The following is an 11,840-nucleotide window of genomic DNA, read 5'->3' on the forward strand; positions in this document are numbered from 1 at the left end:
AATCTTTTCATCATAACAAATACTATCGAAAACTTTCTAAAACCTATAACACGGCTTGCCTGCTGATGAATTAGAAAGGTTTTCGATCATGAAAATTACAGAACACAAAAAGAAAGACGGTACAACCGTGTATCGTGCTAATGTTTACTTGGGAGTTGACCAAGTAACGGGAAAAGATGTAAAAACTAGTATCACAGCTAGAACTAGAAAAGAGGTCAAACAGAAAGCCAAGGAAGCTGAAATAGACTTCATTCAAAATGGTTCTACTAGATTCAAAGAAGCGACAATTAAAACATATAAAGAACTCGCTGAATTATGGTGGGAAAGCTATAAGCATACAGTAAAACCAAATACTCAAGGCAATATGAGTAAGATTTTAAATAAACATATCCTGCCATTATTCGGGGGTTATAAGCTGGATAAACTAACCACTCCACTAATTCAAAAAATAATTAACAAATTAGCTGGAAAGACAAATAACGGGGAGCAAGGGGCTTATTTACACTATGAGAAAATCCATACTGTAAACAAGCGTATCTTACAATATGGTGTAGTTATGAAAGCTATACCATTCAACCCAGCCCGTGAGGTCATTCTCCCAAGAAATACCCAGAAAGAAAAGTGCCAAAAGATTAAACACTTTGATAACATTGAGTTAAAAACATTTTTAGATTATCTGGACAACTTGGATAGTGATAGATACCGCTATTTTTACGAGAAAACACTTTACAACTTCCTACTTGCTACTGGTTGCCGTATTAATGAAGCGTTGGCGCTGGAATGGTCTGATATTGATCTAGATAGAGCTGTAGTTCACGTTACAAAGACACTAAACCGTATGCAAGAGGTGAATAGTCCTAAATCAAAAACTAGTTACCGTGATATCGATATTGACCCCAAAACGGTTACAATATTAAAACAGTACAAACGTAGACAAACCCAAGAGGCTTGGAAGATAGGACGAACTGAAAAAGTAGTCTTTTCAGATTTTATCCATGAATACCCGAATAACAGTACTCTTTTTACAAGATTAAAAACACATTTTAAACGTGCTAAAGTGCCTAATATTGGTTTCCATGGTTTCCGCCACACTCACGCTAGTTTGTTATTAAATGCTGGAATACCATATAAAGAACTCCAACATAGACTAGGACACTCCACTTTATCTATGACAATGGATACATACAGTCACCTCTCAAAAGAGAGTGCAAAAAAAGCCGTTTCATTCTATGAAACAGCTCTAGGGAGTTTGTAACTGAACAAATAACTGAACAAAGTCAGAATACAACGTATTACGACAAGCAAAAAACCCTATAACAATAGGCTTTCTGACAATTCTATCTTTAAATTAAAAGATTTTATGATAGAATAAAGGGGATTTTAATCAAAAGGATGAAGATATGAATAATTTGATTGAACTACAAGACGTCAATTTGATCCGCAATGGAAAAGCCCTTTTAAAAGAGATTAACTGGCAAGTAAAAGAAAATGAATGTTGGGCGATTTTAGGCTTAAATGGAGCAGGAAAATCGACCCTCCTCAAACTGCTCATGTCTGAATACTGGGCTAGTTCTGGCCAGGTAACGGTCCTTGGAACTCGCTTTGGAGAAGGAGGAATTCCTGAGTTGCGGAAGCGTATTGGAATCGTAAGCTCTTTTATTTCAGAAAGACTGCCAGAGCATCTTTTGGCAGAACAAATTGTCCTAACCGGTCACTACAAGAGTAGTATTTTATATGCTGCATACGGAGAGGAAGAACTAAATTGGGCACGGGATATGCTGACTTCAATTGGGGCTAGCTCTTTGATCGGCCGCAAATACCGAGAGCTCTCCCAGGGAGAAAAGCAGACCGTTCTCATTGCACGAAGCCTCATGGACCAGCCAGATCTGATCATTTTTGACGAAGCTTCTAGTGGACTGGATCTCTTTGCCAGAGAAAAACTCCTCCGTCAGATCCATCATATCAAACAACTGGATCACGCGCCTACCATGATTTACGTCACCCACCATGCCGAGGAAATTACAACAGACATGACCCATGTCCTCTTACTCAAACATGGCCAAGTGGTCGAGCAAGGACCAAAGGAAAACATCCTAACTCCCCATGTCCTTAGCCAATTTTATGAAGCACCAGTATCCCTTATTGATCTTGGTGATGAGCGACTCTTTGTCAAACCAGAAATCGCACACTGAAAAGAAAGTGAATAAAGCAAAAAGTGCTAAGATGAGAATCTTAGCACTTCGAGAGTATAGACTAACAGTTCTTCTTTACAAATCTAATAAATTCTATAAAAATAAAAAAATTTATTCGTTAGAATTATTCAATCATCTACTGAAACTTTCCGCCGTGAGAAAAGTACCTGAAACTTAATAGTTTCAGGCGCTCGGAATTATTGAGACCTTAGGCTCAATAATTAGTCATGGAACTTCGTAGAAGTTCGCTGATGTCCGTACTCACTTAAGGAAAGTTTTTAAGATAACTTTGTCCTCAATCTGAAAAGTGTTAAGATATCCATCTTAGCACTTTTACTTTTATCGATTTCGTGCATACTCGATCAAATCGTATGGAAGCGTATTGGCACTTTCTCTTAGGGAATAGCTTTCTAATTCATTGACATTTTGTCGCATACGGCGCGCTTGCTTGGCGGTAATCAGGTGTTGCGCTTCATATTCAAAAATAATCTTACGCTCCAAATAATAACCTCTCAACATTTCATCGATATTATTTGGTTTCACGCGATTAATAACCCGCTCCACAAAGGCCCCACTGGTAATAATAGCTGTCTCTCTCAGACGAGATTCTTGTAGGAAAGAAATCAAACTGCTCCGATAAATCCCCTTGAGGTCTTCCAAACTTTCAATGATGATTTCTGTATTGGCCAAATAGAGGGCCGCAATCTGGTCATAATCAATGGCCTCTAACTTGCTGTCCTCTCGGGTCCACCAGTTTCGCAAGCCAGCCCCAAAGGTTAAGATCTCATGGACTAATAAACGCAAGAGACGGAAAGACACCAAGAGGTAATAGGTTAAACGAGACGAAAGATTGCGATTGACACGTTGCTCCATATTGCGAAGATAGCGTTGGTAGACGCGGTAGCCCCGCTCTCGAATCTTCCCTTCTTCATAGGCTTGTTCCAAGCCGTCACTTTCAATACTCAAAATCAGGAGCTTCAACTGTTCCCAGTCCTTTTGAATGAGCCTGTTTTCTTGGCCTAGAATCAAGTTTTCTATGCGACCATGGTAGTTATCAATTGCCGCATACAAGGGCCCCTTGTGCTTGCTATTCTTTAGGTCTGCTTCTAATTCCATGACGACATCATTTAAAATCGCGATCTGCATCAGGTAGTCATTGGTTTCTTCCTTGTCTTCTGATAATTTTGGAAGTACCACTAAGCCAGCAATAAAGCTGACAAGGGTAACTCCTGCCACTAAAAAGAGTAGGATGGGGTATTCTTTTTCGATCTTGGTTGGAATCAAAAGAATCGTCGCAATCGAAACCGTTCCCTTCACACCCGAAAAAGTCAGCAATAAGGCATCTTTTAGATAATTTCTCAACGATTTTTTTAGTCGAGCCGTTCGGAACCAATAAAAGAGGTAAACCATGACAAAACGAATCAAAAAGAGCAAGGCTGTCAAAAGAAAGACAGAAAGAACTAAAAGAAGATTATTGTAAATGGGACTACTTAAGATGGGCTTGGAAATCATTTCCAATTCCATTCCTAAGATGACAAAGACCGACCCATTTAAGATAAAGTTGACCGTATTCCAGACAGTATGACTCACAGTATCTACCCGCGCTTCAAGGAGGGTAATGTGCTTAAAGCGACTGGCTTTTAGGATCCCTGACACAACTACTGCAATGATACCAGAGACATGGAGTTCTTCTGCTAGGAAGAAGGTCAACAGTGGGAGACTCAGTTCTAATAACAATTCACTGGCAATATCACTAGCGCGAACACTCAAGAGTAAGGTTTGCAGCCACCGGTTCACAAAGGCCGTCAAGATCCCCACCGCAAATCCTCCAATGATGGAGATTCCTAAGGAAACCCCTGCCTCTCCAAGAGAGAAACTTCCGGTCGCAAGGGCTGCCAAGGCCACTCGAAAGGCAACTAGACCTGAGGCATCATTTAGTAACCCTTCGCCTTTTAAGATATTCGAAACCCGCTTTGGAAAGCTAAAGCGCTCAGACAGAGAAGCAAAAGCTACTAAGTCGGTAGGACCAAGGGCTGCCCCCACTGCCATACAGGCTGCTAAAGGAAGGCTCAGCCACAAGGAGTGAGCTGCCCAGCCCAAACTAATGGTTGAGATAAAAATCACTGGGAAAATCAAATAGAGGATGACCCGCCAGTGCTTTAAGACGGAAGTAATATCTGCTTCTTCTGCTTCTCGAAATAAGAGAGGACCAATGACCAAGGCCAGAAAAAGCTCGGTATCCAGATGAAAATTTTCTTCTGGCACAAAGAGGGCCCAACCAATCCCTAGTAAAATTTGAATCAAGGGCAGAGGAAGGCTCGGCACAAGTTTATTCGTGGCATTTGAGATGATCAAAATCATCGAAAAGATCACTGCATAAAGGAGTAGTTCCATATCACTCCCTCCTTACCGTTCTTGGCAACAGGTCTCAAATTGCTGTTTTAACTCCGCAATCTTTTGGTCTGTCTTGGTTACATCCTTGTGCTCAATCTTCTTTTGGCACCGTTCCATCTCAAGCGAAACCAATTTCTTTTTTATTTTGAGCATCTTTTTGGTCATATGGGCTTCATCATAAAAACCTATTGCACGCTCGTGGATGGTTGATTCGACAAAATGATGTCTCAATCCTTCGATTTTATTCTTTAAATATTCTTTATCCATGACGGTAGCTTTCTAATTTTTCGATCATGACCAAAAACGGTGGCTGATTCACTTGATTCAGTGTCCGGTAGATGGTCGCTGTATAGTCTTTTTGAGGGAGCTGACTAACAAAGTCCAGCACTGCATCACGCTCGATATCTCCTCCCTCATGACCATAATAGATCATAATAGCCATTCGCCCACCTTTTTCTAGGCGAGCACAGATTTTCTCCATCGCTTCAATCGTGGTAGCTGGAAGAGTAATGACCGATTTATCCGCAGATGGCAGATAACCCAGATTAAAAATAGCTGCTTTGAGGGTCTCCACATATTGGTCCACATGCTGGTGGCCATCCAAGATCAACCGGACATGCTGAAGTCCCAACTTTTCCAATCTTTCTTGGGTATTTACAAGTGCTTGCTCTTGAATATCAAAGGCATAGACCTGGCCTGCTAGTTGGGCTAAAAAGGCCGTATCATGTCCATTTCCCATGGTCGCATCCACCACCACATCTTCTTTGGTGATGACTTCTGCTAAAAATTGATGGGCCATTTCAAGTGGTCGAAGCATCAGCAGTCTCCTTTTCTTCTAGCTTACATCCTTGGGTACTTCCACGCCGACGCATTTCAGTTTCAATAGCGTTTAGGACTTCCCATTTGTTGAGGCTCCACATAGGGCCAATCAACATATCCCTTGGCGCGTCCCCTGTAATCCGGTGGATGACAATGTGTTTGGGGATGATCTCCAACTGGTCACAGATGACCTTGACATACTCCTCCTGGCTCATGAGTTGAAGTCGTCCTCCATGATAGTCCCGTTGCATCCGTGTATTGGTCATCAAATGCAAGAGGTGTAACTTGATGCCATCAATTTCATTATCGGTCACACAACGGCGAACATTTTCCACCATCATCTCATGCGTCTCCCCAGGAAGGCCATTGATCAAATGGGAGACGATCTCTGCCTTGGGCACCTGTTTGCGAATACGCTTGACTGTTTCAACATAGAGATCATAACTATGGGCCCGATTGATCAATTCAGAAGTCGTTTCATAAGTCGTCTGAAGACCCAACTCAATCGTCACATGCATGCGCTCTGTCAGCTCTGCTAGGTAGGACAAGGTCTCATCTGGTAAACAATCCGGACGCGTACCAATGTTGATTCCTACCACTCCTGGTTCATTGATAGCCTGTTCATACCGCTCTCGAATGACTTCTACTTTATCGTGGGTATTGGTGAAATTTTGAAAATAGACCAGGTATTTCTTCACATCTGGCCATTTCCGATGCATAAAGTCAATCTCTTTGTAAAACTGTTCTCGAATCGGAGCTTCTGGGGCCACAATGGCATCTCCTGAACCCGAGACCGTACAAAAAGTACAGCCACCGTGGGCGACTGTTCCGTCTCGATTGGGACAATCAAAGCCTGCATCAATAGGGACTTTAAAGGTCTTTTCTCCAAATAAGGTTCGATAATAATCATTCAAGGTATTGTAGGATTTCATACCCTTCATTATAGCAAAAAAAGAGTCGAACTCAAAACGCGAGTTCAACTCCTAGTTGTTAGATGCTTATTTTTGCTTGCCTGTAAAGCGCCATTGAAATCGCAAGCGATCATACAAGGGATACTCAAACTGTAAGACAGCAAGGCCCAAAATCATACTGCCGAGAACGTCTGATGGATAGTGGACCCCAACATAAATACGGGAAACCACAATGGTTACAATTCCCAGAACCAGCATGCCTTGAAGGCAATAGCGGGCTGTTTTATTTTTTACATGTTGGCCGATGATGATGATCAAACTTCCCAAAACAAGGGTAGACGCCAGTGAATGACCACTCGGGAAAGAAAAGCCTTTTTCCTCTACTAGATGAAGAATACTTGGTCTCGGTCTCTGGTAGATATTCTTTAGAAGAAGAACCAAAAGACCAGTCAATACCAGATTGCTCCCTAGAAAAAGAGCTTCACTGTACCATTTCTTATAGGCAAAGACCACTAGCAGAAGGCCCACCCAGATGACAATGATCTTGGTATCCATGACATGGGTCACCTTGGTAAAGAAGGCCGTCAGTGTTGCAGGCAGATCGCCTCGAATAGCAGATTGAATCGTACCATCAAAGCCTGTTAATTGTTGCGGGTAAAAGCGAATCACATACCCGAGAATGACAAAAATGAGAAGGGCGAAGCTTGCCTTCGCCCAATGTTGTTGTTTATTTTTCATATTTTTTCAAAATCGGTTGCAATAAGGTATAGATCAACCCAAATGCGATGGCCCAAATCACCCCTTCGATCAGGTTAAACGGTGCAACCATTGCGGCTAAATAGTGGACAAGCCCTAGTGTTTTCGAAATATCATAGTTCATAAAGCGAGCATATAAAGGGATTGCATAGACATAGTTCACTAATACCATCGTGATACTCAAGCTGATCGTTCCAACAATCGTTGCCAGGATAAATCGACCATGGGTCCGTTCCTTGTTCCAAATCCATGCAAAAGCAAGAACAAAAACAAGAACTCCAATGATATTGATTGGTAATCCGATCAAGGTTTCAAGTCCCTTATTATTAAGGGCTAACTTAAGGACAGATCGGATCAAGGTCACCCAAACGGCACTTTTAAAATCCAATAGGACCAAGGCCAACAAAATGGCGATGATACTCAAATCAATTTTGAAGAAATCTATCAAGAAAGAAAATTGATAGAACATCAAAATAAAAGATAAAGCGGATAAAACAGCCACTAGGGTCAGTTTACGTGTATTTGTCATAACAGGTTCCTCCAATTTTTTAAAAATTAGAGAAGCTGGAAAGACGTCTACTCCATCATTCTACTCTAAACTATTTAAACAAAGCTTAAACCAGAAAATATTCTAGTTACTTTAGCTGGTCTCCATCGAAACATGCCGTTAGTCAGTCTTAGACTCCAAGGTACTATTCCCATGCATCAGCTCTAAACAGATCAGAATAGCTGACAATCTATTCGTCTCTCGTCTTCTCCCATCCAGACTATACTGTCGGTTGTGGAATCACACCACATCAGCTTGCGCTCGCGGACTTCTTTTAGAGCATGGAAATGGAGATTTTTCTTTTAGACGAGGCGACAAGCTGTAGGCATAACTTCTAGTTAGGCAAAGCTTGGCAACAAAGTATAAAAGAAAAAGAACATTTCCTCGTAAAAGTCACCGCCGGTCGGGAATTACACCCTGCCCTGAAGACCCTTTTATGATAACAAAAAAAACTTGCCTAGGCAAGTTTTTGTAACGTCATGGATTACATGGTTCGGGTTTTAATTTTTCGTTCTTATTTGAGCTTATCGTGCTCATAACGATGGCTCAACTCCAGCCCTTTGAATCCCTGCTGGCGGAGTGCCTCATAGACAATCATGCAGACGGTATTGGAGACATTTAAACTACGGACATGCTCGTCATTCATCGGAATGCGAATGACCTTCTCTTCGTGCTGGCGCATAAAATCTTCCGGCAAACCTTTATCCTCGCGTCCAAACAAGAAATAATGGGACTTCCCATCCTGATAAGAAACGTCCGAATAGGTCTGATTTGCAAACTTGGACACTAGGTGTACCTGACCGTCACCTGCTGCTTCCATAAACTCTTCCAGGCTATCATAAAAACGGACATCCAGCTTGTCCCAATAATCGAGTCCTGCTCGCTTCATTTTGCGATCATCGATCGGAAAAGCCATAGGGCGAATGATATGCAGGGGGGAATTGGTTGCCGCACAAGTCCGTGCAATATTTCCCGTATTTTGTGGAATCTGAGGTTGGAACAAGACGATGTGGTTTTGAGCTGCTGACTCTTGGTAGTCCAGTTCTTCAATATTCATACTCGATCTCTTTCTGATAAAAAAATAGCCACACTGCCCGGAGTCAAGCTCAGCAAACAGCGTGGTTACAGCTTCATTAACTTAACTCACAACAGGTTTGAGGTAAATCAACGAAGGTACTTTCTAAGTATAACACTTTTGAAGCTCCTGTCAATAGTTTTTTTAGATTTTTTTAAGAAACTTTATCAAAGTTTTCGATCCCTCCTCGTTCTACTCTTTTGACGATTTCTCCTACTTGTTCTTAGCTTCTCAAAATTCCACCAGAAAATCCTTAAAAAAGATGAATTTTTCTTGAAAATAGAGTATGATAGAAGCATACTCTGGAGGTATTCTATGAAAATTATTGTTGTTGGTGGAGGAAAGGTTGGAACGGCCCTTTGTCGTTCTCTCGTTGCTGAAAACCACGATGTTATTTTGATCGAAAAAGACGAATCCGTTCTTAACCATATTACCAAACGGTTTGATATCATTGGAATTTTAGGGAATGGGGCGAACTTCAAGATCTTGGAGCAAGCGGATGTTGAAAACTGTGATATCTTCATTACTATGACCGAGTACGATGAAGTGAACATGGTCTCCGCTGTTTTGGCTAAAAAAATGGGAGCCAAAGAGACCATCGTTCGAGTGCGGAATCCGGAATATTCCAATTCCTACTTCAAGGAAAAAAATATCTTGGGCTTCTCCCTGGTTGTCAATCCGGAATTGCTGACAGCTCGTTATATTGCCAATATCATTGACTTCCCAAATGCCCTCTCTGTGGAGCATTTTGCCAATGGTCGGGTAGCCTTGATGGAATTTAAGATCAAGCCAGATAGCAATCTCTGCAATATGAGCCTCTCCCAATTCCGAAAGAAATACGGAAATGTCATTGTTTGTGCAATCGAGCGTGGCAACGAACTCACCATTCCAAACGGAGATTTTGTCTTGCAACCTCAAGACAAGATTTTTGTAACGGGTAATCGGATCGAGGTCGTTCTCTTCCACAACAATGTTCGCCCTCAGGTCATTAAGAGCATGATGATCATTGGTGCTGGGAAAATTGCCTACTACCTACTCAATATTCTTCAAGATGTGCGTCGCAAGATCGATCTCAAGGTCTTAGAGGTCAATCGCGAACGGGCGGAATTCTTTAGCCAAGAATTTCCTGACCTCTATGTCGTCCATGGAGACGGAACCGCTAAAGACATTCTTTTAGAAGAGAGTGCCAACAACTTCGATGCTGTGGCCACTTTGACAGGAGTCGATGAAGAAAATATCATCACCTCCATGTTCTTGAATTCCGTCGGAGTCAAAAAGAACATTACCAAGGTCAACCGAACCAGTCTGTTGGAGATCATTGGCGATCAGGATATGACCAGTATCGTCACACCAAAGCGCATCGCCGTGGATACCATTATGCACTTTATTCGCGGGCGCTATAATGCACAGTTCTCAAACCTAGAAGCTTTGCACCATGTCGCAAACGGTCGAATTGAAACCTTGCAGTTCCAAATTAAGGAAGACAATAAACTAACCCAATATCCCCTCTCTGAATTGAAATTAAAAAAAGGCGTCTTAATCGCTGCCATTATTCGAGATGGTAAGGCTATTTTCCCTAATGGAGATGACCGTTTGATGGTAGGAGATCGGATTATCGTAACCACCTTGATTCAAAATGTCACTAAAATCTACGATCTACTTGAGAGGTAAGCCTGATGAATAGAAGCATGATTCGTTACCTCTTGTCCAAACTCCTCTTAATCGAAGCTGGTCTTCTGATCGTTCCTTTAGTGGTCGCTGCAATCTATCGGGAACCTGCCAAGGTCTTTGTCTCTATTGGAGCAACCATGGCCATCCTACTTGCGTTTGGCCTCCTTGGTAGTTTTCACAAACCTAAGGATTTTCACATCTATGCTAAAGAAGGAGTCCTGATTGTAGCACTTTGTTGGATCCTATGGTCCTTCTTTGGTGCCCTTCCCTTTGTCTTTTCGGGGCAAATCCCCAACATTATCGACGCCTTCTTTGAAGTCAGCTCTGGCTTTACAACGACAGGGGCAACGATTTTAGATGATGTAGGTGTCCTCAGCCATTCTCTCCTCTTTTGGCGCAGTTTCACCCACTTAATTGGAGGGATGGGAGTATTGGTCTTCGCCCTTGCCATTATGGACAATAATAAGAACAGCCACCTTGAAGTCATGAAGGCGGAAGTTCCTGGTCCAGTTTTTGGGAAGGTCGTTTCCAAATTAAAAAATACAGCTCAAATCCTCTACTTCTTGTACTTGGGCTTGTTCTTCCTCTTTGTGGTTCTTTATTTCCTTGCCGGCATGCCCCTTTATGATAGTTTTGTCATCGCCATGGGGACGGCTGGGACCGGGGGATTTACCGTTTTTAACGACGGAATTGCCCACTACAATAGTAGTTTAATCACCTATTTGGTCAGTATCGGGGTTTTAGTCTTCGGGGTTAACTTTAACCTCTACTACTTCCTCATGATCCGAAAATTCAAGGCCTTCTTTAAAGATGAGGAATTGCGGACCTATATCACCATCGTCCTCGTGTCCAGTGTCTTGATCGCTTACAATGTCCTTCATCTCTATGCCAATGTCGCTAAGAGTTTTGAGATTTCCTTCTTCCAAGTTTCCAATATCATCACCACTACCGGTTTTGGTTATGGAACGACGGAAAAATGGCCTCTCTTTTCTCAGTTCATCCTCTTGATGCTGATGGTCATCGGTGGTTCTGCTGGATCGACCGCTGGGGGGCTTAAAGTCATTCGGTGCTTGACCTTATGGCGAATCGCAAAAAATCAGGTTCTTTCGACCTTGTCTCCGAATCGCGTTCTGACCTTGCATGTCAATGATACGGTATTGGATAAGGATACACAGCATCAGATCCTCAAGTACTTTACAATATACAGTTTTATCACGATCGGCCTACTCTTTGTAGTGAGTCTAGACAATAATAACTTCATGACGGTTGTCAGCGCTGTCTTTAGTTGTTTCAACAACATTGGACCTATGATTGGAACAGGTCAAACCTTCTCCATCTTTAGTCCGATTTCAAAACTGTTACTTTCCTTAGCCATGATTGCAGGACGGCTTGAAATCTATCCAATGATTCTTCTCTTCCTCCCTAAAACATGGTCTAAACGCTGATAGACAACTCTAGTACAAAATCAACACCCT

The 11,840-nt window shown here is 42.1% G+C and carries 11 protein-coding genes and 1 riboswitch; of the genes, 4 read left to right on the forward strand and 7 right to left on the reverse strand.

Annotated features, from left to right (window positions below):
- Positions 1-88: 88 nt before the first annotated feature.
- Together O3602_RS02215 and O3602_RS02220 are read left to right on the forward strand one after the other, a co-directional pair.
- On the forward strand, positions 89-1,255 hold the full coding sequence (locus tag O3602_RS02215; protein WP_371611065.1) for a tyrosine-type recombinase/integrase: 1,167 nt from the start codon (positions 89-91) through the stop codon (positions 1,253-1,255).
- Between the two features lie 145 nt (positions 1,256-1,400).
- A complete protein-coding gene (locus O3602_RS02220; protein WP_270299292.1) occupies positions 1,401-2,192 on the forward strand; it encodes an ABC transporter ATP-binding protein in 792 nt (263 codons plus the stop codon).
- Between the two features lie 339 nt (positions 2,193-2,531).
- Here O3602_RS02220 and O3602_RS02225 read toward each other — a convergent pair whose 3' ends face one another.
- From O3602_RS02225 to O3602_RS02255, 7 genes are all read right to left on the reverse strand, one after another.
- Positions 2,532-4,586, reverse strand: coding sequence for a sodium:proton antiporter (locus O3602_RS02225; RefSeq protein WP_003013027.1), 2,055 nt, complete (start codon positions 4,584-4,586; stop codon positions 2,532-2,534).
- A gap of 12 nt (positions 4,587-4,598) precedes the next feature.
- A complete protein-coding gene (locus tag O3602_RS02230; protein ID WP_023918874.1) occupies positions 4,599-4,853 on the reverse strand; it encodes a hypothetical protein in 255 nt (84 codons plus the stop codon).
- Positions 4,846-5,403: a class I SAM-dependent methyltransferase gene (locus tag O3602_RS02235; RefSeq protein ID WP_003013293.1), complete on the reverse strand. Its 558-nt coding sequence runs from the start codon at positions 5,401-5,403 to the stop codon at positions 4,846-4,848. The genes O3602_RS02230 and O3602_RS02235 overlap by 8 nt, the downstream gene beginning before the upstream one ends.
- Positions 5,387-6,346, reverse strand: coding sequence for a TIGR01212 family radical SAM protein (locus O3602_RS02240; RefSeq protein ID WP_141561991.1), 960 nt, complete (start codon positions 6,344-6,346; stop codon positions 5,387-5,389). Before O3602_RS02240 ends, O3602_RS02235 begins: the two co-directional genes overlap by 17 nt.
- Before the next feature lie 57 nt (positions 6,347-6,403).
- Positions 6,404-7,054, reverse strand: coding sequence for a phosphatase PAP2 family protein (locus O3602_RS02245; protein WP_003013200.1), 651 nt, complete (start codon positions 7,052-7,054; stop codon positions 6,404-6,406).
- The gene (locus O3602_RS02250) at positions 7,044-7,616 is read right to left on the reverse strand and encodes an ECF transporter S component (RefSeq protein ID WP_371605441.1); all 573 of its coding nucleotides are present in this window, start codon (positions 7,614-7,616) and stop codon (positions 7,044-7,046) included. The genes O3602_RS02245 and O3602_RS02250 overlap by 11 nt, the downstream gene beginning before the upstream one ends.
- A gap of 202 nt (positions 7,617-7,818) precedes the next feature.
- Positions 7,819-8,053, reverse strand: a riboswitch (FMN riboswitch).
- A gap of 80 nt (positions 8,054-8,133) precedes the next feature.
- The gene (locus tag O3602_RS02255) at positions 8,134-8,676 is read right to left on the reverse strand and encodes a tRNA (cytidine(34)-2'-O)-methyltransferase (RefSeq protein ID WP_151378674.1); all 543 of its coding nucleotides are present in this window, start codon (positions 8,674-8,676) and stop codon (positions 8,134-8,136) included.
- A 333-nt stretch (positions 8,677-9,009) separates the two neighbouring features.
- Between O3602_RS02255 and trkA the strand changes: the two genes are divergently transcribed.
- Together trkA and O3602_RS02265 are read left to right on the forward strand one after the other, a co-directional pair.
- Positions 9,010-10,365 carry a Trk system potassium transporter TrkA gene (gene trkA, locus O3602_RS02260; RefSeq protein WP_371611066.1) on the forward strand — a complete coding sequence of 452 codons (1,356 nt, stop codon included), beginning with the start codon at positions 9,010-9,012 and terminating at the stop codon, positions 10,363-10,365.
- Between the two features lie 5 nt (positions 10,366-10,370).
- Positions 10,371-11,810, forward strand: coding sequence for a TrkH family potassium uptake protein (locus tag O3602_RS02265; RefSeq protein WP_003013408.1), 1,440 nt, complete (start codon positions 10,371-10,373; stop codon positions 11,808-11,810).
- Positions 11,811-11,840 lie beyond the last annotated feature (30 nt).

Source organism: Streptococcus sp. 27098_8_186, from assembly GCF_041432055.1.
Lineage (GTDB): Bacteria > Bacillota > Bacilli > Lactobacillales > Streptococcaceae > Streptococcus > Streptococcus dentalis.

Excerpts from the sequence above, each read along its gene's own strand:
- O3602_RS02255 (WP_151378674.1), bottom strand. The coding sequence starts at position 8,676 with ATGAATATTGAAGAACTGGACTACCAAGAGTCAGCAGCTCAAAACCAC.
- O3602_RS02225 (WP_003013027.1), bottom strand. The coding sequence starts at position 4,586 with ATGGAACTACTCCTTTATGCAGTGATCTTTTCGATGATTTTGATCATC.
- O3602_RS02240 (WP_141561991.1), bottom strand. The coding sequence starts at position 6,346 with ATGAAGGGTATGAAATCCTACAATACCTTGAATGATTATTATCGAACC.
- O3602_RS02215 (WP_371611065.1), top strand. The coding sequence starts at position 89 with ATGAAAATTACAGAACACAAAAAGAAAGACGGTACAACCGTGTATCGT.
- O3602_RS02245 (WP_003013200.1), bottom strand. The coding sequence starts at position 7,054 with ATGAAAAATAAACAACAACATTGGGCGAAGGCAAGCTTCGCCCTTCTC.
- O3602_RS02235 (WP_003013293.1), bottom strand. The coding sequence starts at position 5,403 with ATGCTTCGACCACTTGAAATGGCCCATCAATTTTTAGCAGAAGTCATC.
- trkA (WP_371611066.1), top strand. The coding sequence starts at position 9,010 with ATGAAAATTATTGTTGTTGGTGGAGGAAAGGTTGGAACGGCCCTTTGT.
- O3602_RS02230 (WP_023918874.1), bottom strand. The coding sequence starts at position 4,853 with ATGGATAAAGAATATTTAAAGAATAAAATCGAAGGATTGAGACATCAT.
- O3602_RS02220 (WP_270299292.1), top strand. The coding sequence starts at position 1,401 with ATGAATAATTTGATTGAACTACAAGACGTCAATTTGATCCGCAATGGA.
- O3602_RS02265 (WP_003013408.1), top strand. The coding sequence starts at position 10,371 with ATGAATAGAAGCATGATTCGTTACCTCTTGTCCAAACTCCTCTTAATC.